This is a genomic window from Flavobacterium hiemivividum, from assembly GCF_004349145.1.
Taxonomy (GTDB): Bacteria; Bacteroidota; Bacteroidia; order Flavobacteriales; family Flavobacteriaceae; genus Flavobacterium; species Flavobacterium hiemivividum.
On record NZ_SMFO01000001.1, the window covers coordinates 97,813 to 121,207 of the forward strand.

The 23,395-nt window shown below is 34.6% G+C and carries 22 protein-coding genes; 14 read left to right on the plus strand and 8 right to left on the minus strand.

The genetic code is table 11. From position 1 onward, the window contains the following. Positions 1 to 107: 107 nt before the first annotated feature. The 10 genes from E0F98_RS00430 to E0F98_RS00475 all read left to right on the plus strand — a co-directional run bounded on the left by E0F98_RS00430 (position 108) and on the right by E0F98_RS00475 (position 10,388). Positions 108 to 602, plus strand: a complete 495-nt coding sequence (locus tag E0F98_RS00430) for a YybH family protein (protein ID WP_132108139.1) — start codon at positions 108 to 110, stop codon at positions 600 to 602. Positions 603 to 729: 127 nt separating this feature from the next. Further along, positions 730 to 1,857: a methionine aminotransferase gene (locus E0F98_RS00435; RefSeq protein ID WP_132108141.1), complete on the plus strand. Its 1,128-nt coding sequence runs from the start codon at positions 730 to 732 to the stop codon at positions 1,855 to 1,857. An 80-nt stretch (positions 1,858 to 1,937) separates the two neighbouring features. Beyond that, positions 1,938 to 2,819, plus strand: coding sequence for an SDR family oxidoreductase (locus tag E0F98_RS00440; protein WP_165929259.1), 882 nt, complete (start codon positions 1,938 to 1,940; stop codon positions 2,817 to 2,819). A gap of 309 nt (positions 2,820 to 3,128) precedes the next feature. Then, positions 3,129 to 3,737 carry a uridine kinase gene (gene udk / locus E0F98_RS00445; protein WP_132108143.1) on the plus strand — a complete coding sequence of 203 codons (609 nt, stop codon included), beginning with the start codon at positions 3,129 to 3,131 and terminating at the stop codon, positions 3,735 to 3,737. A gap of 129 nt (positions 3,738 to 3,866) precedes the next feature. Continuing rightward, positions 3,867 to 4,190: an FtsB family cell division protein gene (locus tag E0F98_RS00450; RefSeq protein ID WP_132108145.1), complete on the plus strand. Its 324-nt coding sequence runs from the start codon at positions 3,867 to 3,869 to the stop codon at positions 4,188 to 4,190. 32 nt (positions 4,191 to 4,222) lie between these two features. Next, positions 4,223 to 5,590 (plus strand): methylmalonyl-CoA mutase subunit beta, encoded by a 1,368-nt coding sequence (locus E0F98_RS00455; protein ID WP_132108147.1) that lies wholly within the window; start codon positions 4,223 to 4,225, stop codon positions 5,588 to 5,590. Between the two features lie 45 nt (positions 5,591 to 5,635). Next, positions 5,636 to 7,780 (plus strand): methylmalonyl-CoA mutase, encoded by a 2,145-nt coding sequence (gene scpA, locus E0F98_RS00460; protein WP_165929260.1) that lies wholly within the window; start codon positions 5,636 to 5,638, stop codon positions 7,778 to 7,780. 510 nt (positions 7,781 to 8,290) lie between these two features. Then, positions 8,291 to 8,821, plus strand: coding sequence for a hypothetical protein (locus tag E0F98_RS00465; protein ID WP_132108149.1), 531 nt, complete (start codon positions 8,291 to 8,293; stop codon positions 8,819 to 8,821). 411 nt (positions 8,822 to 9,232) lie between these two features. Beyond that, the gene (locus E0F98_RS00470) at positions 9,233 to 9,769 is read left to right on the plus strand and encodes a hypothetical protein (protein ID WP_132108151.1); all 537 of its coding nucleotides are present in this window, start codon (positions 9,233 to 9,235) and stop codon (positions 9,767 to 9,769) included. Positions 9,770 to 9,848: 79 nt separating this feature from the next. Next, positions 9,849 to 10,388: a hypothetical protein gene (locus E0F98_RS00475; RefSeq protein ID WP_132108153.1), complete on the plus strand. Its 540-nt coding sequence runs from the start codon at positions 9,849 to 9,851 to the stop codon at positions 10,386 to 10,388. 71 nt (positions 10,389 to 10,459) lie between these two features. Here E0F98_RS00475 and E0F98_RS00480 read toward each other — a convergent pair whose 3' ends face one another. From E0F98_RS00480 to dapF, 5 genes are all read right to left on the minus strand, one after another. Then, entirely contained in the window at positions 10,460 to 11,101 is a 642-nt protein-coding gene (locus E0F98_RS00480) for a peptidoglycan-binding protein LysM (RefSeq protein ID WP_132108155.1), read from the minus strand. A 97-nt stretch (positions 11,102 to 11,198) separates the two neighbouring features. Next, positions 11,199 to 12,119: a DUF2279 domain-containing protein gene (locus E0F98_RS00485; protein ID WP_243699174.1), complete on the minus strand. Its 921-nt coding sequence runs from the start codon at positions 12,117 to 12,119 to the stop codon at positions 11,199 to 11,201. A gap of 2 nt (positions 12,120 to 12,121) precedes the next feature. Then, the gene (mltG, locus tag E0F98_RS00490; protein ID WP_132108157.1) at positions 12,122 to 13,162 is read right to left on the minus strand and encodes an endolytic transglycosylase MltG; all 1,041 of its coding nucleotides are present in this window, start codon (positions 13,160 to 13,162) and stop codon (positions 12,122 to 12,124) included. Between the two features lie 10 nt (positions 13,163 to 13,172). Continuing rightward, a complete protein-coding gene (locus tag E0F98_RS00495) occupies positions 13,173 to 13,706 on the minus strand; it encodes a GNAT family N-acetyltransferase (RefSeq protein ID WP_132108159.1) in 534 nt (177 codons plus the stop codon). Positions 13,707 to 13,732: 26 nt separating this feature from the next. Continuing rightward, positions 13,733 to 14,515, minus strand: coding sequence for a diaminopimelate epimerase (dapF, locus tag E0F98_RS00500; protein WP_132108161.1), 783 nt, complete (start codon positions 14,513 to 14,515; stop codon positions 13,733 to 13,735). A gap of 136 nt (positions 14,516 to 14,651) precedes the next feature. On the opposite strand from dapF, the gene E0F98_RS00505 reads away from it, so the two are divergent. After that, positions 14,652 to 16,052, plus strand: a complete 1,401-nt coding sequence (locus tag E0F98_RS00505; RefSeq protein ID WP_132108163.1) for a trypsin-like peptidase domain-containing protein — start codon at positions 14,652 to 14,654, stop codon at positions 16,050 to 16,052. A 156-nt stretch (positions 16,053 to 16,208) separates the two neighbouring features. After that, positions 16,209 to 17,657, plus strand: a complete 1,449-nt coding sequence (locus tag E0F98_RS00510) for a glyceraldehyde-3-phosphate dehydrogenase (protein ID WP_132108164.1) — start codon at positions 16,209 to 16,211, stop codon at positions 17,655 to 17,657. A gap of 312 nt (positions 17,658 to 17,969) precedes the next feature. Here E0F98_RS00510 and E0F98_RS00515 read toward each other — a convergent pair whose 3' ends face one another. The 3 genes from E0F98_RS00515 to E0F98_RS00525 form a co-directional block, all read right to left on the minus strand. Further along, positions 17,970 to 19,376 (minus strand): APC family permease, encoded by a 1,407-nt coding sequence (locus E0F98_RS00515; protein ID WP_132108166.1) that lies wholly within the window; start codon positions 19,374 to 19,376, stop codon positions 17,970 to 17,972. Between the two features lie 368 nt (positions 19,377 to 19,744). Next, complete coding sequence (locus E0F98_RS00520; protein WP_132108168.1) at positions 19,745 to 20,749, minus strand: TlpA family protein disulfide reductase; 1,005 nt, start codon at positions 20,747 to 20,749, stop codon at positions 19,745 to 19,747. A 376-nt stretch (positions 20,750 to 21,125) separates the two neighbouring features. Further along, a complete protein-coding gene (locus E0F98_RS00525) occupies positions 21,126 to 21,353 on the minus strand; it encodes a CDGSH iron-sulfur domain-containing protein (RefSeq protein ID WP_132108170.1) in 228 nt (75 codons plus the stop codon). Between the two features lie 594 nt (positions 21,354 to 21,947). Between E0F98_RS00525 and E0F98_RS00530 the strand changes: the two genes are divergently transcribed. Both E0F98_RS00530 and E0F98_RS00535 read left to right on the plus strand, forming a co-directional pair. Continuing rightward, complete coding sequence (locus E0F98_RS00530; RefSeq protein WP_132108172.1) at positions 21,948 to 22,334, plus strand: GreA/GreB family elongation factor; 387 nt, start codon at positions 21,948 to 21,950, stop codon at positions 22,332 to 22,334. Positions 22,335 to 22,869: 535 nt separating this feature from the next. After that, positions 22,870 to 23,319, plus strand: a complete 450-nt coding sequence (locus E0F98_RS00535) for a hypothetical protein (protein ID WP_243699175.1) — start codon at positions 22,870 to 22,872, stop codon at positions 23,317 to 23,319. The last annotated feature ends 76 nt before the right edge of the window (positions 23,320 to 23,395 follow it).

The window sequence follows — 23,395 nt, forward strand, 5'->3', positions numbered from 1 at the left end:
ATAAAAAATACCCATCTAATCACTGATTATCAGTATTTTATACTTAATTTTATTTACCCTTAATCTTTAACTTAATCCGTTTTGTTAAATTTTAATTCAATAAAATTATGAAAAACAGTATTTTTAAGGGAGGATTAATGGTGGTTATCATGTTTGTGATGCTTGCCTGTAATCAAAAAAAGGAAGTTCCCGCAGTAATGGTTGACAAAGAAGCAATCAAAACTGAGATTCAAGCAATGGAAAATGCCTTCGCCGACGCCTACAATAATAGAAGCACCGACGGAATAAATTACTATGCCGAGGATGCCATTAGTTATTCCAACGGTAAAATGCCTTTAGAAGGAAAAAAATTGATTCATGAACACATGAATAGCGAACTACTTACTTTCCCACAAGACGCAAAAATCTCTTTCGAAACTAAAGAAATCCACCCTTCAAATGATGGGAATATGGTAGTTGAAATTGGTGGATACAAAGTCACAGACGCCTCTAATAAAAAAATTAATAGCGGAAATTTTATTAGCCTCTTTGAAAAAAAGGACGGGAAATATGTTTGTATCAGAGACATGGGAAACTCAGATATGCCGCTCACCAAAAAATAAAAATGAATAAAGAAAGACACTACGCACGAAGTGTCTTTCTTTATTTTAGCTATCACTTCCAAATAGCAACGAAACTATCTATTAACTCAAACCATTTGCTTACTTTTAGATTGCTAAAAAACAAAGTATGTCTAAACTTCCAAACATTGGTACGAGTATTTTCACAATAATGTCAAAAATGGCTGCAGAGCATGATGCCATTAATCTTTCGCAGGGATTTCCAAATTTTCCAGTTGACACCGTATTAACAGATATTGTTGCGCGACTTGCCAAAGAAAATGTCCACCAATACCTTCCTATGGCTGGCTACCCTCCTCTACTATCAAACATTGCGCTTCTAGTCAAAAAATCCTACTACCGAATTATTCTACCAGAAAACGAAATACTAGTAACTGCGGGAGCAACACAAGGAATTTTTACGACGATTCAAGCCTTAGTACAAGCTAATGACGAGGTTGTAATTCTAGATCCAAGTTATGATTGTTATGAAGTTCCTATCCTGTTATGCAATGCAAAACCAGTTCGCGTTTCATTAAACGATGATTACACTCCGAATTGGAATACCATTGAAAACGCCTGTTCTGCCAAAACTAGAATGATAATTATCAACAACCCACATAATCCAACAGGAAAGATACTAACCCAATCTGATTTTGAAGCTTTGGAATCGATACTTGATAAATACCCAGACATTATTGTTCTCTCAGATGAAGTTTATGAATACATCACTTTTGAAGAAAAGCACATTTCGGCACATACGCGTAGTAAGCTATTCAACCGTTGCGTGATGGTTTCCTCATTCGGAAAATCATTTCATGTTACTGGTTGGAAAATTGGCTATCTCGTAGCGCCTGAACATTTGATGAAAGAAATCAAAAAAGTGCATCAATTCATGGTTTTTAGCGTCAACAGCTTATGCCAGGTCGCCATCAGCGAATATTTAGACGTAGTTTCAGTTGACGGAATAGCAAAACTATATCAGGAAAAACGAGACTATTTCAGAGAATTACTCGCCACAAGTCGGTTTAAACTCCTGCCTTGTGAAGGAACTTATTTTCAAGTGGCTTCTTACGAAGCAATTTCTTCTGAAAACGATATCGATTTTTGCAAAAAATTAATCACTGAGTATGGTGTGGCAGCAATCCCTATTTCGACTTTCTACGAAAACGGAAAAGACCTCCATCTAATTCGTTTCTGTTTTGCAAAAGACAATGCGACACTGGAGAAAGCAGCACAGAGATTATGCAAAATCTAATTCTACTAATTTCAAATTTTATTATGCGTGCATACTATTTAATTCTCTATATTTACAATACCAAAAAAATATAAACTGATATGAGTTATACCGATAAAATGTTACGCGATGACGCGTTAAAAGGAAAAGTAATTGTTGTTACGGGTGGTGGTAGCGGTTTAGGAAAAGCGATGACCAAGTATTTTCTGGAACTGGGTGCAAAAGTTGCCATTACCTCAAGAGACTTAGAAAAACTAAAAAACACTGCTTCAGAACTGGAAGCAGCAACCGGCGGTACTTGTTTGCCACTACAATGTGACGTTCGCCATTATGAGGAAGTAGAAAACATGTTGGAAGGTGTTTTGAAAGCTTTTGGAAAAGTTGATATTTTACTGAATAACGCTGCAGGAAATTTCATTTCACCAACCGAAAGATTGTCAGCTAATGCATTTGATACCGTTATTGATATTGTTTTAAAAGGAACAAAAAACTGTACCCTCGCTTTTGGTAAACATTGGATTGACAGCAAACAAAAATCTTCAACCGTACTAAACATAGTGACTACTTATGCTTGGACTGGTTCAGCTTATGTGGTACCAAGTGCAACTGCCAAAGCGGGAGTTCTAGCAATGACTCGCAGTCTCGCGGTAGAATGGGCAAAATACGGTATCCGTACTAACGCCATTGCACCAGGTCCCTTCCCTACCAAGGGAGCTTGGGATAGATTGTTGCCTGGAAATCTTGCCGAAAAATTTGATATGGCTAAAAAAGTGCCATTGCAACGTGTGGGAGATCATCAAGAATTAGCCAATTTGGCTGCCTATATGGTTTCAGATTTTTCTGCATATATCAATGGTGAAGTGGTAGTTATCGATGGTGGAGAATGGTTAAAAGGTGCCGGACAATTTAATTTATTAGAAGAAATTCCCGAGGAACTATGGGACCAACTAGAAATGATGATAAAAGCGAAAAAGAATAAATAAGTTAAGATCTGAATTCATTCTTAGAATAGAGAACTCTTTGTACGGGTTCTCTATTTCTGTTTTAGACCTACTACAAGTTTAATACTACCTGTTTCTTCTTATTAGTGTTCTTAGCGCGGTTACTAGTGAAAATTTTGCCAGTATGAAAGCTGTATTTTTCCTGATCAAAAAAACAACTTCTACACATAAAGAAGAAACAAATACCCGCTACAACTCGATAATTTTAAGCCTAATATTTTCTATAAAAACAAAAAACACTGCCAATTAAATCCCTATTTTTGCCCTATCAATTTTTAACAAAACCATTTTATGCTAATTATAGGAATTGCAGGCGGAACGGGAAGTGGAAAAACTACCGTAGTTCATCAGATTATGAATGAGTTACCGGAAGCTGAAGTAGGTATTATTTCGCAGGATTCTTATTATAAAGAAAATAAAAACTTATCTTTTGACGAGCGGGCTTTAATTAATTTTGATCATCCGCGCGCTATTGATTTCGAATTACTAGTTGCCCATTTAAAAGAGCTTAAAGACGAGAAAACAGTGCAACAACCCGTCTATTCTTTTGTAACACATAACAGAACAGAAGATACTATTACGACACATCCCCGAAAAGTGATGATTGTAGAAGGAATTTTAATACTGGCAAATCCGGAGTTACGTGATATGTTTGACATCAAAGTTTATGTCCATGCCGATTCTGACGAAAGGCTAATACGCCGTATGAAACGTGACATTGCAGAGCGCGGACGCGATATGGACGAAGTTCTAAGCCGATATCAAAATACGCTCAAACCAATGCATCAGCAGTTCATTGAGCCTACTAAAGCATTTGCAGACATTATTATACCCAATGATAAATACAATACGGTTGCTATAGACGTAGTTCGTGCCGTAATAAATCAAAGAATTCTATAATTTTATTGTAATTTTATCACATTACGATAAATAAGAAATACTCCAACCTTTTGTTTGAGACCGTTTTCTATTTCAATCGGTGTCAATACCAGTAAAGATTCACTGTGCTCAAGGCTAAATAAATAAAACATGACAAATCCACATAAAAACAAACCTTGGTTTAAATTCTTAAGCAATAAATATGTTTGGGTATTGTTATTTTTTTCAACTTGGATGATTTTCTTGGACAATTATTCCTACTTTGACCATCGTTTCTTAGACAACCAAGTCAGTGAACTAGAGGACAACAAAGAATATTACCAGCTAGAAATCAAAAAAGACGAAGAGCAAATCAAGCAATTGAAGAATCCAGAACAAATAGAAAAATATGCTCGAGAAAAGTACTACATGAAAAAGGAAAATGAGGATATATACCTCATAGAATTTGAAAGTGATAGCATAGTAAAAAAATAATAAATCTTGAATTATTAAAAATTAAACTTAAAATGGCTACTAATTTATTCGAAGATTTCGATGCTGTTTCTTCCAAACAATGGAAACAAAAAATCCAGTTTGAACTGAAAGGAGCAGATTACAATGAAACCTTGATCTGGAATTCGCCGGAAGACATTAAGGTGAAACCCTTTTATCATAAAGACGAATTTGCGAAAGCTGCTACGGTAAAAACTAAAGCATCTGAATTTAAAATTTGTCAAAACATTTTTGTTTTCGACATTGAAAAATCAGTTGAAAGAGCATTAGACACCTTAAAAAGAGGCGCAGAGAGTCTTCGTTTTACGATAGAAAATGACACGATAGACGTAGCAAAACTTTTAGAAAAACTACCTTTAGAGAACCTTACTGTTTACTTCAATTTTAAATTTTTCTCAATCGATTTCGTTAAAACACTGGATGCTATCATTCAGCAAAAAAAGGCTACCGCTTATTATAATATAGATCCAATAGGGCAATTAGCACGTGACGGGAATTGGTTTACTACTAAAGATAAAAACAATTTCGATTCGCTAAACTTACTTTCAACTGCGATTCCAAATAGCTCTATTATTAGTATTAATGCCGCTTTATACCAAAATGCAGGAGCTAATATGGTGCAACAACTTGCCTATAGCTTAGCGCATGTTAATGAATATTTCAACAGAATTCCAGTTATAACGCAGCGCATTGTTTTTGAAATTAGTGTAGGTACGAATTATTTCTTTGAAATTGCAAAACTCAGAGCGTTGCGATTACTTTTTAATTTAGTTGCTAAGGAATACAACCATAACTTAGAATGTCATCTTTTAGTTTCTCCTACAAAACGGAATAAAACCTTGTATGATTACAACGTAAACATGCTGCGAACTACGACTGAATGTATGTCGGCAATTATAGGAGGAGCAGATGCAATTGCCAATCTACCTTACGATGCACTATATCATAAAGACAATGAATTTGGGGATCGAATCGCTAGAAACCAATTATTAGTTCTGAAAAACGAAAGCTACTTTGACAAAGTGAACAACCCTGCTGATGGGAGTTATTATATCGAAACATTGACTACTCAATTAGCCGAAAAAGCGTTGGTACTATTCAAAGATATCGAAGCTAACGGTGGTTTTCTAAAACAATTGAATGAAGGTATCATCAAGAGAAAAATTCAAGAAAGTGCTGATAAAGAACAGGAACTTTTTGACTCAGGAAAAGAAGTATTACTAGGAACGAATAAGTATCCGAATAAAGATGACAAAATGAAACATGATTTAGAATTGTTTCCTTTTGTAAAAGTGAAGCCAAGGAAAACCCTGATTACTCCAATTATTGAGAAACGATTGGCAGAGAAAGTAGAACAAGAACGCCTGGATTTAGAAAAATAGTGTAGTACTGAAATCAGTCAATAATACTTATAAATTAGTGTCAAAATGATAAGAAATGACCTCCAACATATTCAAATAGACAGTCAAAAGTCAAAAGAAGAACCGGCACTGCACGAACAAGATGCAGCAACTACCGACTTTTTTACGGCTGAAGGCATTGAACTCAAGTCCACCTATTCGAAAAAAGATCTTGAAAACCTTAAATATCTTGATTTTGGCGCAGGCTTCGCGCCAAACTTAAGAGGACCATACACTACAATGTATGTTCGTCGCCCTTGGACTATTCGTCAATATGCAGGATTTTCAACTGCAGAAGAAAGCAATGCTTTTTACCGACGAAATCTTGCTGCAGGACAAAAAGGATTATCAATCGCTTTTGATTTGCCTACACACCGTGGTTATGATTCAGATCATGCACGCGTTGTGGGTGATGTAGGAAAAGCAGGAGTTGCCATCGACTCTGTAGAAGATATGAAAGTATTATTCGATCAGATTCCATTAAACGAAATGTCAGTTTCAATGACCATGAACGGTGCCGTTTTACCCATCATGGCTTTCTATATTGTAGCTGCCGAAGAACAAGGAGTAAAACCAGAACAACTTTCGGGAACCATACAAAATGATATTTTAAAGGAGTTTATGGTGCGCAATACGTACATCTATCCTCCTACTCCTTCGATGAAAATTATTGCAGATATTTTCGAATACACCAGCAATAAAATGCCGAAATTCAATTCCATATCTATTTCTGGCTACCACATGCAGGAAGCTGGTGCAACTGCTGATATTGAATTAGCTTACACGCTTGCAGACGGACTGGAATACATTAGAACAGGATTGTCTACTGGAATGAAAATCGACGAGTTTGCTCCGCGTCTTTCTTTTTTCTGGGCTATAGGAATGAACCATTTTATGGAAATTGCCAAGATGCGTGCTGGAAGAATGATTTGGGCTAAACTAGTAAAACAATTCAATCCAATTGATGATAAATCATTGGCTTTAAGAACTCATTGCCAAACAAGCGGATGGAGTTTAACAGAACAAGATCCGTTTAATAACGTAGCTCGTACTTGCATTGAAGCATCGGCGGCAGCTTTTGGAGGAACACAATCTTTGCACACTAATGCATTAGATGAAGCTATTGCTTTACCTACCGATTTCTCGGCTCGAATTGCTAGAAACACCCAGATATTTCTACAGGAAGAAACTAAAATTACTAAAACAGTCGATCCTTGGGCAGGAAGTTATTATGTCGAAAGTTTGACTAACGAGATTGCTGAAAGCGCTTGGAAACTTATCGAAGAAGTAGAAGAACTTGGTGGGATGACCAAAGCCATCGAGGCCGGAATTCCGAAACTTAGAATTGAAGAAGCAGCTGCAAGAAAACAAGCCCGAATTGATAGCGGACAGGATATTATTGTTGGTGTAAACAAATATAGACTCGACAAAGAAGATCCTTTGGTTATTTTGGATGTAGACAACCAGATGGTTCGAAAGCAACAATTAGAACAACTGGATCGAATTAAAGAAAGCAGAGACAGCAATAAAGTACAGCAATCATTGCAGAAATTAATTCACTGCGCGAAAACCGGAGAAGGAAACTTACTGGAATTAGCCGTGGATGCTGCAAGAAATCGAATTACTTTAGGCGAAATCAGCGATGCCTTAGAAACAGTATTCGGAAGATATAAAGCACAAATTAAATCTTTTAGCGGCGTGTATAGTAAAGAAATTAAAGACGACAAAAGCTTCGAGAAAGCCAAACAACTAGCCGATACCTTTGCCAAGCAAGAAGGTCGTCGTCCTAGAATCATGATAGCAAAAATGGGGCAAGACGGTCACGATAGAGGAGCAAAAGTAGTTGCTACCGGTTATGCCGATGTTGGTTTTGATGTAGATATTGGCCCATTATTTCAAACTCCAGCCGAAGCTGCAAAACAGGCCGTAGAAAATGATGTTCACATTCTGGGCGTTTCATCTTTGGCTGCTGGACATAAAACACTAGTCCCTCAAGTTATTGAAGAATTAAAAAAATATAATCGTGAAGATATTATGGTGGTTGTAGGTGGAGTAATTCCCTCGCAAGATTATCAATTCTTATTTGACGCTGGAGCAGCTGCCGTTTTTGGGCCTGGAACAAAAATTAGCGATGCCGCAATAAAAATATTAGAAATACTTATAGGAGAATAATAACACTTTTTTTCCTTAGACTAAACAGAAAAACACCAATCAAAAGTTGGTGTTTTTCTATTTATATTCCGTAGTCAACAATATTTTTTTAAATATAAATACAGAAACACATTTAAAAAACACTCCATTTCCTACAATAATTAAGCTTCGCAGGAATACAACTTGGAGCGAATGTTAAATTTTAATTGTATAATAATTCACTAATAAACAAATTCACACGATTCTATAACTATAGCTTCTTTATTCTAATTAAAACGACTATTTCGAATGACACAAAGATAAATTAGACTTGAAAACCTGTTAATTAACACAACTTAAATACCACACTTACTGATACTTAAGTCATTATTTTATAAATTTACACTAATTACAATTTCATTAAACAAGCTCCAAAACGCAACATTAATTTAAAAAGAAGAATTTAGAATAAATTGACAAAGGGAAAAAATAGTAACCCTTTAAATTTGCGCTAAATTAAGTCGTTACTAAACTAAATTAAATTCAATTGTTATGAAAGCGTTTAAGTATGTATTATTATTAGGATTATTAATAGGACCTGCGAATTTATCTTACTCACAAGAAAAAAAACTTGGTAGAATAGATATGGTAAATTTACCAGCTGTTGTCATTAAAAGTGCCGGAGATGACTTTTCGGTTTATTTACCAGACAGAAATCCAGACCCAAAAGTCAGAACTCTAGAGGATAGCTTCATAGCCTACGATCTTGGTAAAAACTTTGAAGGATATGAAACGTACCTAGTTTATATGGAAGTAAAAGGAGGAACATTATCAGCTACTTACAATGAAAAAGGACAACTAATTAGTGTGGTCGAAAACTATAAGGATGTAGTATTACCAAGTAAATTAATTTATGAAATTTATAAAAAATACCCCGGATGGGAAATTGTAAATGATAAGTACTTATATTCTCAAGAAAAAGGAGACATCGTAAAAAAACAGTATAATATAAAAATAAAAAAAGGAAAGGAAAGCCAGAAATTGAAGGTTCATCCTGATGGTCAACTTATTGCAGAAAACTAAAGTTTTAAAGCCCAATAATTGTTAACTGTCCAAACAACATTGGGCAGTTTTTTTTTAACATAGAATCAATTTGCTTTAAATTGATACAAAGACTACATAGAAAAACTCATACTTTCCAACCTAAGATATTTATAAACAAGCCCCTCTTTTATTTTATGAAGATGATTTATCTTAATAAAAAAAACAGCCTACAATGAAAATATATTAACTACTATCGAGGAAAGCATTAACAATGATTTATTGCTTAAAGCACTACCTTTAATATGAATAATATTTACATTAAAGGATTGATTACATTTTTAATATTATTTTAATAAAATTACAGTAATTAACATAATGAAGCTAAAGCATAATAGACCCTAAAATCTCCTTTATTTAACCGAAAGTAAATATTAATTTAAACTAATTAACATGAAAACATTTGTTGTTACTTTATTATTTTTGAGTTTAACTTTTTCATCTTATGCTCAAGAAAAAGTACAAAAAGTTACGAAAGAAGGAGCGATGAAAATAATAGATCTGCCTGCAGTAGTAATAAAGAGCGCAGGAGATGACTTTTCCGTTTATCTACCAGATATGAATTCTGATCCCAAAGTTAGAACCTTACAAGACCGTTTTATTGCTTATGATTTAGGAAAAAACTTTGAAGGTTATGAAACCTATTTGGTATATATGGAAATCAACGACGGTTCATTATCCGCGACATATGATGAAACTGGAAAATTAATTCGTGTTGTCGAAGAATATAAAGATGTAAAATTACCAGCTCCTGTAATTTACACTGTCTATAAAACATACCCTGGATGGGAAATTGTCAAGGACAAATATTTGTATTCTCAAAAAGAAGGAGACGTTCTTAAAAAAGAATATAATTTAAAAATTAAGAATGGTAAGGAATCCCGTAAATTAACGGTTCATGCCGATGGAAACATTCTCGCGGAAAAATAGAGCCTTAAAAAAATCATAGCTGCACTACAATTTGGGCAGCTATTTTTCTTATTAACCAATTAATTTAAAACAAAACATTATGAAAACATTTGTTATAACTTTGTTATTCTTAGGTTTGACATTTTCATCCTATTCCCAAGAAAAAAAGACTAAACAAGATAACGAGCAAGGACTAATGAAAGTGGAAGAGCTACCTGCTGTAGTTATCAAAAGAGTTGGTACCGATTTTTCAATCTATATCCCCGACAATAATCCTGACAAAGACATCAGAAATGTAGAACAACAGTTTATTGCATATGATATAGGGAAAGACTACGAAGGTTATGAAAATTACCTAGTACTTATGAAAACTACAAACGGATCCTTGTCTGCAACCTATAATGAAAAAGGAAAATTAATAAGAGTTGTAGAGAATTATGAAAATATACTACTACCCAATGAGGTTATCTATTCCATCTACAAAAAATATCCTGGCTACACGATTGTTAATGACAAATTTTTATATACCCAAGAAGACGGAGATATCATGAAAAAGCAATACAATGTTAAAATTAATAACGGTAAGAAAACAATGAGGTTAACTGTTCGTCCTAACGGAGAGATTCTAAAAGCCAGATAAGATCACTCACACAAAAAAGCGACAGCCAAAAATTACTTGACTGTCGCTTTTTATTTTTTATTGAATTTAATTTAGTTAACGCTGGCAACTGCATTTACATTTGCAACAATCAATGAAGTATCATACCCTCCAAAAGCTTCCATATAACTTCTTATAGAAGTACCGTATGCATCTTTAATATACTTTTTCCCATTGTGTTTGAAATATCTTTTTACAGAGCCCGCACCGCCAAGATGCGCTGCTGCTAAAATTCCAGACTCTGTTACCAGAATCCCACTGACCATCTTACCATCATATTTCTCGATGATATCACGTAATATCCATTTGTTCTTTGATAAAAGGGCCACAAAAGCTCTCTCTTGCATCTTAGGACTTCTAAGAAATAAAGCCGCATCGTGTATTCCTACAGATTTTAAGGTTTCATTACCAAATTGGTATTTACCCATATACCCAAGAGAATTGATTTTTTTGTATTTGTTTTCAGACTCTCTATATCCGATTGCTTCTTTGAAACCAATAAATAAATTACCAGTAAAAGGAATATTCATACTGGTGTAATCTTCCTGCTCAATTGACGGAAATAAGTATCTAATTCCATCTGTGTTTTTTATTAGAAACCACTGATTAGCTTCAATTTTAAGAGGTTTAAAACCCGAACTTAAAAACGCTATAATAATAGTCAAACCTGTATAAAAATACCACTTCTTTACCATAAATTGTTTTTCTTCAAAACGCTGTCCCGTTAAGAAATTTCTGCGTGCAAAGATACAATAAAATTCATAAAGCTGAAAATCAAGCTGTTAAAGTTACCTAAAAATACGATACACGACCTCTAAACCCCTCGCGATGTGAGTATTCAAGCGTTGGCGCTGGGACTTTTAAAGTGTTTAAAACAGAGAAAATTGTCTTCAAAAAATGAGATTTTGTGTCAATTTTCGTCAGGTCAACGTCCAAACTTAAATAAAATTGTCTCGATATTTCCGATTTTGGCGTCAAAAATAACTCCTTATTTTTCTCATTTCCGGTGATCATTCCGTCAGCTCCATAACCAAAGGCCAAATTTAACCATTTGGGTATTTTTGAGCCTTTAGCAAAGGAATATAAATTGACCGAAAGCCAATATGTTTGTCCGTTATAATCCTTTAGAATTTGTTCCGCAAACGAGCTGCCCAAAACATTGGGTCTATACTGGGCATACTGTGTAGTATGAAAAGAAAATTTAGGTGTAATGCGTTGCTCCTTCCACAATAGCTCCTGTGACACGTATAAAGCTGTCCCAGAGGTGTTCGCAATTATATCTCCTGATGACGCACCCCATTCTGAAGAAAATCCATCTAAGACCTCAACAGCAGTCAAAAATGCAAAGCCCATGCCTGCACCATAGAGCAACGGGTCTTTTTGGGTAGCCCCGCTCCATTGCAGCATTTCGGCTCCAAGTCTGCCTAGATGATAAGACGAATAAAAATGCCCTACCTTGTCTACTTGCAGCCATTCATCGTTATCATTGATAAAATGAAAATCAGATTTTGGATAATCAACATACCAAAGTTGGTTTAAGCCAACTAATGCAGCGGAGGCAACTATTGACTCTGTCAGGATTACCGTATTTTTTTTTTTGGTATTTAAGGAGTCGGAAGGAGTTAAAAAACGATCTAGTCCATTTTGCCCATAGCTAAGATGCAACCAAGGCAGTACAAAAAGAAAAAAAAAATAATTGCGTTTACAATTCAAAACTATCTTTTTACACCTTGGGCGTTAATCCAATCTGAATATTTTTTAGCATTAACATTGTGTTCTTTCAACGTAGCTGCAAATTCATGATATCCAAAACGATCTACACTGGCACAAAAATAAATAAAATCATTCTTTTCTGGATTAATCACCGCTTCTAAAGCCGTTATATCAGGCATCGCTATCGGACCTGGAGGCAGCCCAATATTCATGTAAGTATTATAAGGAGACGCCATCGTTAAATCGTTGTAAAAAACTCTTTTAATCACTTGATCAAAATCATTTGCTTTCAATTTTAGAGCAAAAATCACGGTTGGATCTGCCTGAAGAGGCATTCCCACTCTAAGTCTATTCAAATAAACTCCTGCTATTCTTGGTCTTTCATCCTTCTTCACAGATTCTTTATGAACAATAGAGGCTAGAATCGTCGCATCAACCGGAGTTAATCCTTGCTGCTCTGCTTTTGCAACACGCTCTTTATTCCAGAAATTACGGTATTCCTTGATCATTTTATCGCGAAATTTGTCGGCTGAGGTATTCCAATAAAATTCGTAGGTATTAGGAATAAACATCACCAAAACATTTTCTTCAGTAAATCCATTTTCTTTCATGAAAATCGAATCTTTAAATGAAGTAAGTAAAGACACGCTATCAGCTTCAATTTGAGATCCAACTCGCCCTGCAAAATTTTCAAGTCGTTCCTGATTGTTGAAAGCTAATTTTACGGGAACATTAGATCGCATGGCTTTTACCAATTCATAACTATTCATTCCTTTTGTCAATAAAAAACGTCCTGCTTTCACATTTTCGGGATAACTCATTTTATTTGCAACCATTTCGAAACGATCTAAATTAGTAACAAAAGGTGCTATTATCTTCTTGACATCTTCATAATTAGAGTCTGTAGGAATATGGACAAACATTTCCTTTTCAGCAAATTTCGTGTTTTCCGAAAAAATTTGTCGTATTAAGATAAACCCATAAATAATCAATCCAGTTATGACAACTATGGATAAAATTGATATTATTTTTTTTACATTCAAAGCTATAATTTTAAAATTGTTGATTAATTAATTGGTAAAACGCCTCGTCTTTATACCGTCCCTTCACTAGGTTCCAATCTTTTTTTACACCGATACATTTGAAGCCAAATTTAGTAAAAAGCGCTTTACTAGCTTCATTTTCGGTGCCAATATTTGCATAGAGTTGATGTAAATTAAGATTTTGAAACGCGTATTGAATTAATAGCTCCAAAGCTTCAGAACCAATATTTTGTTTTCGCATATCATTATTTTGAATCACAATACCTACTCCAGCTCTGTTATTTTTGGGATCAAAGTCAAATAAATCAATTAATCCCAAAGCAGGAAAGTCCTGATCTTGACAAATTGCTAATCGCAATTGCTTGGCTTCATAAATATCCTGATGCGCATTCTCGAGATATTGCTTGACTAAAAACCGACTGTATGGAGTGTTAGTATTGCTTACTTCCCACATACTTTGTTCGTTTTCTAAGGCATAAATGAAATCTAAATCATTTGGTTCAAGCGCCCTGATGTAAATATTATCTCCTTTTAGGGTTATCATAGTTGAAGTTTGAAGTCAAATTTAGATTAAATCTCGATTGTTCCTTGAAATACAAACTCAGCAGGACCTTTCAAGAATACATTAGTATATTGATTGTCCTTTTTTTCGAAAGAAACGACCAACTTGCCTCCCTCAACATTTATAACTATCGAAGTCGCTGCTGTTTCTGCTGTAGCATTCATCGCTATTGCAACAGCAGTCGCACCTGTCCCGCAAGCTAAGGTTTCGTCTTCCACTCCTCTTTCATAAGTGCGCAGTGAAAAAGTAGTCTCATCAATTTTCCTTACAAAATTGATATTACTTCCTGGCTTCCCGTATAGCTCACCGTATCGGATAGCAGCGCCGTCTTCCTTAACATTATAATTTTCTAAATCAGCAACTAATTGCACATGATGTGGAGAGCCCGTATCCAGAAAAGTATAACCCGATTCTATTTTAATATTCGAAACATCGATCATTTGCAGTGATACGATACCGTCGTCATTAACTGTAGCATGATGCAAACCGTCAACAGCATTAAATGAGGTACTATTCTCAATCACGTTCAATTTTTTGGCGAAAGCCACTAAACATCTTCCTCCGTTTCCACACATGGTACTTTGGCTTCCATCTGAATTGTAATAGACCATTCTAAAATCTGATTCGAGATCATTTTCTAATAAAATAAGACCATCCCCGCCTATCCCAAAACGCCTGTTACATAAATGAGCAACCAGCTTGGTATCTTCTTTTGGAAAAGCTCCTAAACGATTGTCAATCATCACAAAATCGTTTCCAGTCCCTTGGTATTTATAAAATTCTATTTGCATTATATTTAAATTGTGTTGTACAAAAGTACGAACTATTAATGAAACGTTAATCATTGTTAAAGAGCGTTAAACTGTTTTACAATAATAATTTTAGCATTATTTTTACTTAACAAATAACGTAAAAACCAAATCTATTATGAAACAATATTCACAGCTTTTTTTAGTAGCATTATTAAGCGGAGCCATGACATTAGGGGCTTACAAATTATTATTTGACACTAATGGCTATTTTTCTTCAAACAAACACCCATTAACTACCCTTGCAAACGAATCTTATGCTAAAAAAGTAGGCCTATCTGGAGATGTACTCGATTTCACTGAAGCTGCTGATAAAACAATTCATACGGTAGTCCATGTGAAAAATGTATCTTATAAAACAGTTTCGAATCCTATGCTAGAATATTTTTACGGCTATAAAGGCGGACAAACCCAAGAGCAGGTGGGAACTGGTTCTGGTGTGATCATCTCTGAAGATGGCTATATTGTAACTAACAATCACGTGGTTAAAGATGCCTCTGCAATTGAAATTACGCTGAACAATAAAAAATCATACAAAGCAAAACTCATTGGCACCGACTCCAAAATGGATATCGCCTTGTTAAAAATCGATTCTGATGAAAAATTTCCTTACACCATATTTGCGAATTCTGATTCCGTGAAAGTTGGAGAATGGGTTTTGGCTGTTGGGAATCCTTATAATTTAACCTCAACGGTAACCGCCGGAATCGTTTCGGCCAAAGCCAGAGACCTAGGAACTAGCGGAATTCAATCTTTTATTCAAACCGATGCGGCCGTAAATCCAGGAAATAGCGGAGGTGCCTTAGTGAATACCCGCGGTGATTTAATAGGGATTAACACAATGATTTCCTCTATAACTGGTTCTTATGTTGGCTATTCTTTTGCCGTTCCTTCAAATATTGCTCGAAAAATTATCGAAGACCTTATGGAATATGGAAATGTACAAAGAGGAATATTAGGCGTTGAAGGAGGCGAATTGAATGCTACTGCTTCCAGAGAACTAGGCATCAACCAGACCGAAGGATTTTACATCAATGGCGTGACAAAGAATTCAGGGGCTGAAAGATCTGGACTACAAAAAGGAGACATCATTGTAAAACTGGACGATCATAAAGTTTCCACTTTTGCTGATCTTTCTGGATATATTAATACCAAAAGACCAGATGATAAAATTCTAGTTACCTATACTAGAGATGGAAAAAATAGAGTAGTTCCCGTTATACTGAGTAAAAATGAGTTCTTCAGTACGGAATTTAAGGGAATCGAATTTGAAAACATCAATGATGCGGACAAAAAAAGACTTAATATCAACTATGGTGTGAAAATCAAATCGATAACCAACGAAAAATTAATTCCATATAGTACTGAACTAAAAGGGAATATTATTCTAAGTATTGATAATGTAAGAGCAACAGATATCGAAACGGTTTCAAAACTTTTAAATAATAAAGAAGAAAGTCAAAGCGTGCGACTTGAAATGATCAATAAAAGCGGCGAAGTTTTCAGAATTATTATCTAATTCCTCCGACTTATAATAAAGAGAACGCCAGCCTTGAAAAATGGGCTGGCTTTTTTATTGAAAAAAAACTTCGAAATAGTTTACGAAATCGATTGAAATGGGTACTTTTGCGCCAAATTTAATAAACCAACTACTAAATTTTTTCAAATTTTCATTATGAGCAAGACACCTTTGTATCAAAAAGAAGTTTCATTTCAAGTCGACAGAAGACGTGCAGGAGTAGAATTAATTAAAATTGTTAGCGATTTATGGTATGACAAATCCATTGAGATGGTTTTGTTCAAAAATCAATTACTAGACAAAAATGTAAGCGAAATTATCAACTTGCATCAGTATGCTGGAGAATTTGTAGGTAAGCCAATTACCATATTTGATTCGGTAGAAATTGCCAAAGTAGTATTATCATTGGATTTACCTCCATCAAAATTAGATATTGGTAAGTTGACTTACGAATACTTATTAGAAGATGAAAAATATCCAGATGCAAGACATTTTGTATTGGATAAATTAAAAGAAGCCAAATCATCAGAAGAAATTCAACCGAAAGATGTGGTTTTATATGGTTTTGGAAGAATTGGACGCTTATTAGCCAGAGAGTTAATGTCTAAAACTGGAAAAGGAAATCAACTTCGATTGAGAGCCATTGTAACCAGAGATAAAAATGATGCTACCACTCTTGAAAAAAGAGCTTCTTTGTTGCGTTATGATTCGATTCATGGTGATTTTCAAGGTTCTGTAACAGCCGATGTTAAAAACAATGCCTTAATCATCAACGGAACTACCGTACATATTATTACCGCAAATGCGCCGGAAGAAATTGATTATACTTCTTATGGAATCGATAGTGCTTTGATCATTGATAATACAGGAGCATTCACGACTAAAGAAGCTTTAAGCAGACATTTAGTTTCAAAAGGAGCACATAAAGTATTATTGACTGCTCCAGGAAAAGGAATTCCTAATATTGTTCATGGTGTAAACCAAAACGAATACAATCCTGACGAAAATGATATTTTCTCAGCAGCTTCTTGTACGACAAATGCTATCACTCCAATACTAAAAGTAGTGGAAGACACTTTTGGAGTAGTAAAAGGACATTTAGAAACAATACATTCGTATACAAACGACCAAAATCTGGTCGATAACATGCACAAGAAATACCGTCGCGGTAGAGCTGCAGCCTTAAATATGGTAATTACTGAAACGGGAGCAGGCACTGCTGTCGCAAAAGCGCTACCGTCGTTAGAAGGGAAATTAACCTCTAATGCGATTCGAGTTCCCGTTCCTAATGGATCATTGGTAGTTTTAAACCTTGAAGTATCGAAAGAAACTTCAATTAAAAAAATCAATGCCATAATGAAAAAATATGCATTAGAGGGCGAGTTAGTTGAGCAAATAAAATATTCAACAAATAACGAACTGGTCTCATCCGATATCGTGGGTACATCGGCACCATCTATTTATGACAGTAACGCTACAATCGTTTCTAATGACGGTAAAAATATCGTGCTATACATCTGGTACGATAATGAATATGGATACAGTCACCAGGTAATACGATTGGCAAAATACATTGCTAAAGTAAGACGTTTTACGTACTACTAGGCTACAGTTTACAGGTTTGGAAATGCAGGTTCAATTTTTAGTTTTTAGTTTTTAGTTCAAGTTTTAGATTAATTTTTACAGCAGCCCAAACCTGGATTTAATAGAAAATCCGTCCCATCTCGTTGTTGAAAACGAGAGGAGACGGATTTTTATTTTCGATAAAACATCTCAAAAATTAATCATACGTGTCTACAGAATTTCTCTTCTAGAAAAAAATATCCTAATAATGCTATCTTTTTTCAACTCATAATCATATCCACACTGATCACTAAACAGTGCCAACTGAATAACGATAACTGAATACTGAAATAACTACTCTTTAGCTTTTGTCAAATAATACACTGGAATACCAATCAACATAATGACTACACCCCAACCGCTCGTACTCGTTTTAGTGTATAGCAAGGCAATACAAATTGCAGTAGCGACAATTATGTAAAGTGCTGGTAAAAAAGGATAGCCAAAAGCTCTATATAGCCTTTCGGCATTTGGCATTTTCCTGCGAAGAATAAATATTCCTAAAATCGTAAGTATATAAAAAATCAAAACGATGATGACAACAAAATCTAACAAATCACCATACTTTCCAGTCAAACACAAAGCCGAAGCCCAAAAACACTGTGCCCATATTGACCATGCTGGAACGCTGGCTGTATTCAGTTGAGCCGCTTTCTTGAAGAAAACCCCATCTTGAGCCATTGTGTAATATACTCTAGCACCAGCCATAATCAGTCCGTTGTTACAAGCAAAAGTCGAAATCATAATCATCACGGCAATAATCAAAGTTCCAATGGAACCGAATATATATTGCGAGGCCACTACCCCAATTCGATCTGAAGGAGCAGTCGCAATTTCTTGCAACGGCACCACGGCCAGAAACATTAGATTTGCCAATACATAAATCACACATACGATTGAAGTTCCTAAAAACAAACTTAGCCCAATATTGCGTTTTGGATTTTTAATCTCCCCAGCGATAAAAGTCACTCCTTCCCAGGCAACACTTGAGAACAAGGAACCTACCAAGGCGGCCGATATTGCAGAGATCAAAGTTATTCCGCTTATAGGCATCCAAGAACCGCTAGTCATATCCAGTGAGGATGAAGCCCAAGCGTTTGTCCAGTTAGCATCCCAAACCTCAGCCTTGGTGGCAAAAAAACCAAAAACGATCAAGCCCGCCAATGACATTATTTTAATCACTGTTAAAACCGTTTGAAGAATTTTAGAGTTTTTCACCCCGCGACTGTTAACATAACTCAGTAAAACAATCGTAAAAATGGAAACAATCTGAGCTGCATTCAACTTAAAACTACCTATTTCATATAAGATATTCGTATCACTAAAGGCCGGAAAGAGATAAGCCGCAAACTTAGCGAAAGCAACCCCAACGGCAGCGATCGTCCCGGTTTGTATCACCGCAAAGAAGCTCCAACCGTAGAGAAAACCAACTAGTTTTCCGTAGGCTTCCTTAATATACACATACTGTCCTCCCGCTTTTGGAAACATAGCACTCAACTCTCCATAACTCACGGCAGCAATCACTGTAATAGTTCCGGTGAGCACCCACATGGCGATAAGCCATCCTGCAGATCCTAGTTGGCGCACCATGTCTGAACTCACTATAAAAATCCCAGATCCTATCATGGAACCTACTACTAGCATGGTTCCGTCTAGTAATCCGAGTTCTCTCTTAAAATCGTCTTCGTTTTCTTCTTGCATTATTTTTGGTTTTTATTTTTTTGGTTGGCTAAAGATATACTTTTTTAATAAATCGAAAATATTTTGTTCTTGGTAACAAAGTCAAAAATACAAATCACATATTAAAATGCGCTAATCATTAATCTTAAAGCAAAGAACATATGTATTCCGTTTGGAATTTTCGAATATTAATGACAACAGGAAGATCACTTGTCAAACGTGATTATGAAACCAACTTGAATGAACGATAAGTATATCAGTACTAAATCAAGTTGATTTACAAACTATTTTAAACAAGAACACCCCAAAAAAATATTTTTTGGGGTGTTCTTGTTTATTTAAATATCAAGTACTCTCTTTTTATAAAACACAGTACCTAAAGCGAATTCTTATTTTAAAAGAGCATCAAATTCCGCTTCAATAGTTGGACTTGAAGGACGTGGAGCATCTGCTTTTACAATATTTCCATTTGGGTCAATAATGATAAATCTAGGAATTCCTGTGATATTATAATCTTTTACAAACTGCGAATTCCAGTCGTTATCAGCAAAGACTTGAACTCCACCTAATTCTTTATCTTTAATTAATTTTTTCCATTTTTCGACATCTTTTTTCTGATCGATAGAAAGACTAACGAATACAATATTTTTGTCATGGTATTTTTCTTCTAATTTTTTCAAAAATGGAATTTCTACACGACAAGGAGCACACCATGTAGCCCAGACATCAATATAAACATATTTCCCTCTAAATTCTTCTAATTTAGTTTTTCCTCCATTGTAATTATCGTATTCAAATGATGGAGAAAGAGAACCGTTCAATTTTCTTGTTTTCAACCCTTCTTCATAATACTTCGTCAGTCCTGTCACAGACTTCTCAATATTCTTTTTTTGTAAAGCGATAAAAGTAGCATCCAATTTTTTATTCTCTAATCTCACCAATTCAGCGGCGGTTTTCTCAGCTATCAGCTTTGAAAAACCTTCTTCAGAAGAAGCTAAAAGCGCATCATAATCATATTTCGCATCTTCTAGTGCGTTTTGTGCCAATATATTGTTTTCGACCGCTCCATTTCCAGTATATACTATCGACTCGTCAAACTTTTTAGCATCCATTTTAAGTTTTAAATCGTATCCGTTTTTAAGAAACAATTGAGTATATTCTTTTCCGTCAAATAACATATAAAATCCTTCTTCAACACCGAAAGAATCTTTAAAAACACCGTCTTTACCAATTTCAATTTTCTTAATTTCCTTTCCGTTATTTCGATCCAGAAAAGTAATAGCGTCTGTATTTCTGTTTGCAATTTCTGCCTTAAAAGACAAAGTCGTTTTGGTTTGTCCTATCACGTTTGCCGCACCAATAAATGCTAATGTGATAAAAAGTAATTTTCTCATAGAGTTAAAGTTTTATTTAGTTAACCAAATCTAACTTAATATTTTAAAGTCAGTCTAATAATTAACATAAAATTATTTTATTACTGCTTTTATACTTGACTGAATATAGGTGGATTATAAATCTCTTTTACAAATAAAATCAAGATCACGACAAAAATCAATTTAATTAATATTTCTAGCGCCAAAAAACAGATTGACTAGTACTCCTTTTGATAGTTCTAAAAACAAACTTCTAATACTAGTACTTAAAATCCGTAATCATAAAGAATAAAAAAAGAAGATTCATGCTCTTTCGAAAAAAAAAAGATTGAATAAAAAAAAGCTGCATTAATGAAAAAATGCAGCTTTTTATAGTTTAATCTGTAAGCGATGTCCTTTACTTGGCTTTCATCGGTGGTAAATCAAATGCCTTCGACTCATGATCGAAAGAGTTGCGGTGTGAACCATCGCAAAAAGGTTTGTTAACTGACTGTCCACAACGACAAAGTCCTAAAGCTGTTCTTCCTTCTAGTCCGTACACTTTACCTTCACAATCCAATATTTCGAAATCACCTTCGATCTTAATAGATCCGTTGTTATTGATTATTAGTTTTGTTTTGCTCATAATACTCTTTATTTTTTTTGACTTCAAAGATTGCAAAATATATTTTTAAGGAATAGTATCACTTGGATTTTTTAACATTCAAAACCCTAATTTATCTTAATTCTATTTTATTTACAAAAACGAATTCTACAATTGCGAACTCAAGCATGTAAAAAGCCAATCTATAAAACTCAAGTTATAGCTTAAATTGATAACAATAATGACTATTTTTCAGCTAATGAGTGGACTTATCACTATAATTATCAAAATCTTTTTTTAAGTACAAATAATGTCGTACTTTGGTCAGTTAGTTGGAAAACCATGATTAAACAATTATTTTTTCATATAAACACTTGTGCTCTAGGACTACTTTTTTCGTTGTCCTATAAGCATGACGACTCTTTTCTACAAAGTTCGAAAGACTTTATATATTAATCCCTGTCATACCCAAGACAGGGAAATCTTTAGATATCCTTTATACACATATTTAAACCGTCAATAGCTTATTGATGCGATTTTTATCATTAAATGTCAAGCCCACAAGGACAATTGACACTTAATGTTGGGTCAGTCGTAAAAATTCATTAATAGCGTTGGTACTAAGAAAAGAAGAAAATGTCACAAAATATCATTTTAACAACAGGTATCTATGATCTAATCAAAGATCACATTAGAAGAAAAAAAACGACTGCTACTGAAGAGGAAGTTTTAAAATTACAGCTCAAAAATGCACAACAAGTAACACGTAAAAATCTACCAGAAGGTATTGTAACTGTAGATGCGCGTGTGACTGTTAAAAACCTTGGTTCAGGTGAAGAAGAAATATTCACTTTTGTTGCTCCTGACAAGGCAAAAAAAAGAAACAATACCGAATCAATATTAACGCAAGCAGGCTTAGCACTTGTAGGTTGTAAAGTAGGCGATGTGATTAACTGGGTTTTTGAAGAGCAAGAAAAACAACTTGAGATTCTAAAAGTTGAAAGATTAGCTTCAAAACAATAAAAAACAGTATTTCTAGACAGGAATACTGTTTTCTTCTCCTTGTTAAAAAGAAAGTGCGGTTTTACAATCCGGACTCCTAAATAAATGTAAACGACGATTCCACTTGTGTCTTAATGACAAGTTTACATCCTAAAAAGCTGCATCAAAATGCAGCTTTTTTTTACGTCAAAAAGCGAAAGAACCTTCTATATTTCGTTTATTATTACTAAAATCCCGAATTTACGTTTATAATATTTTAAACCTTTGTACTGATATCCTGCATGAAATTCTTTTGCACTCATTAACAAAAAAATACAAGTTGTCACAAGTCCTATTTATTTATTTTTTCGTACTTTTAATACGATACTTAAATGAGAATTCTAGCTTGATAAATCCCTATTTAGGCAAGATGTAAAAAAATCGTTTAGGATTAAAAATCTGTAGCATATAAATGCAAAAAAAGGAATTAGCTATGAAAATCAACTTTCTCATTTTTAGCGATTCGTAGGTAAACTTCGCTGAATCATTAAAAGGAATCGTTAACTAATAAATTGATATGATGGAAAATTTAAAACGCAAACCAACAACCGATTTTAGCTGGGAAGCACAGTGGCAACAATTGTATATACTATCTGAAAACTGGTATTCTGACTTGCACTTTTACAAAGATGACTTGAGATTTCTATACGCTCTTATTGAAAAATACTTCATGAAATTAAACCATAATGGAAACTTGGACGAAATGCGTGAAATCGCAAAAGAGTTGTCGCAAGAGAATAAAGCTTGCGAAGAATTACTAGACAAAACCGCCTTACATTTAAAACATCTCGCTGGGCTTATTGACGCTCCCTATAAATATGATTCCCACCAATGCAGAAACGAACATGAAAAACTAGAGATTGAAATCGCCTCGTTTGTGAAAAAATTTAGAAAAAATAAAAAAGCAATATTCTCCATTACAGAAAAAGTGATGAAAAAAGAAATCCAAAAAAGACTGACGCAATAGAACCTAATTGCAATAAAATTAAAGTCACTATTCGAACCTCAAAACCAACTTTACGGAAACTTCAGAGGTACTCCGA

Excerpts from the sequence above, each read along its gene's own strand:
- E0F98_RS00430 (WP_132108139.1), top strand. The coding sequence starts at position 108 with ATGAAAAACAGTATTTTTAAGGGAGGATTAATGGTGGTTATCATGTTT.
- E0F98_RS00435 (WP_132108141.1), top strand. The coding sequence starts at position 730 with ATGTCTAAACTTCCAAACATTGGTACGAGTATTTTCACAATAATGTCA.
- E0F98_RS00440 (WP_165929259.1), top strand. The coding sequence starts at position 1,938 with ATGAGTTATACCGATAAAATGTTACGCGATGACGCGTTAAAAGGAAAA.
- udk (WP_132108143.1), top strand. The coding sequence starts at position 3,129 with ATGCTAATTATAGGAATTGCAGGCGGAACGGGAAGTGGAAAAACTACC.
- E0F98_RS00450 (WP_132108145.1), top strand. The coding sequence starts at position 3,867 with ATGACAAATCCACATAAAAACAAACCTTGGTTTAAATTCTTAAGCAAT.
- E0F98_RS00455 (WP_132108147.1), top strand. The coding sequence starts at position 4,223 with ATGGCTACTAATTTATTCGAAGATTTCGATGCTGTTTCTTCCAAACAA.
- scpA (WP_165929260.1), top strand. The coding sequence starts at position 5,636 with ATGATAAGAAATGACCTCCAACATATTCAAATAGACAGTCAAAAGTCA.
- E0F98_RS00465 (WP_132108149.1), top strand. The coding sequence starts at position 8,291 with ATGAAAGCGTTTAAGTATGTATTATTATTAGGATTATTAATAGGACCT.
- E0F98_RS00470 (WP_132108151.1), top strand. The coding sequence starts at position 9,233 with ATGAAAACATTTGTTGTTACTTTATTATTTTTGAGTTTAACTTTTTCA.
- E0F98_RS00475 (WP_132108153.1), top strand. The coding sequence starts at position 9,849 with ATGAAAACATTTGTTATAACTTTGTTATTCTTAGGTTTGACATTTTCA.
- E0F98_RS00480 (WP_132108155.1), bottom strand. The coding sequence starts at position 11,101 with ATGGTAAAGAAGTGGTATTTTTATACAGGTTTGACTATTATTATAGCG.
- E0F98_RS00495 (WP_132108159.1), bottom strand. The coding sequence starts at position 13,706 with ATGATAACCCTAAAAGGAGATAATATTTACATCAGGGCGCTTGAACCA.
- dapF (WP_132108161.1), bottom strand. The coding sequence starts at position 14,515 with ATGCAAATAGAATTTTATAAATACCAAGGGACTGGAAACGATTTTGTG.
- E0F98_RS00505 (WP_132108163.1), top strand. The coding sequence starts at position 14,652 with ATGAAACAATATTCACAGCTTTTTTTAGTAGCATTATTAAGCGGAGCC.
- E0F98_RS00510 (WP_132108164.1), top strand. The coding sequence starts at position 16,209 with ATGAGCAAGACACCTTTGTATCAAAAAGAAGTTTCATTTCAAGTCGAC.
- E0F98_RS00515 (WP_132108166.1), bottom strand. The coding sequence starts at position 19,376 with ATGCAAGAAGAAAACGAAGACGATTTTAAGAGAGAACTCGGATTACTA.
- E0F98_RS00520 (WP_132108168.1), bottom strand. The coding sequence starts at position 20,749 with ATGAGAAAATTACTTTTTATCACATTAGCATTTATTGGTGCGGCAAAC.
- E0F98_RS00525 (WP_132108170.1), bottom strand. The coding sequence starts at position 21,353 with ATGAGCAAAACAAAACTAATAATCAATAACAACGGATCTATTAAGATC.
- E0F98_RS00530 (WP_132108172.1), top strand. The coding sequence starts at position 21,948 with ATGTCACAAAATATCATTTTAACAACAGGTATCTATGATCTAATCAAA.
- E0F98_RS00535 (WP_243699175.1), top strand. The coding sequence starts at position 22,870 with ATGATGGAAAATTTAAAACGCAAACCAACAACCGATTTTAGCTGGGAA.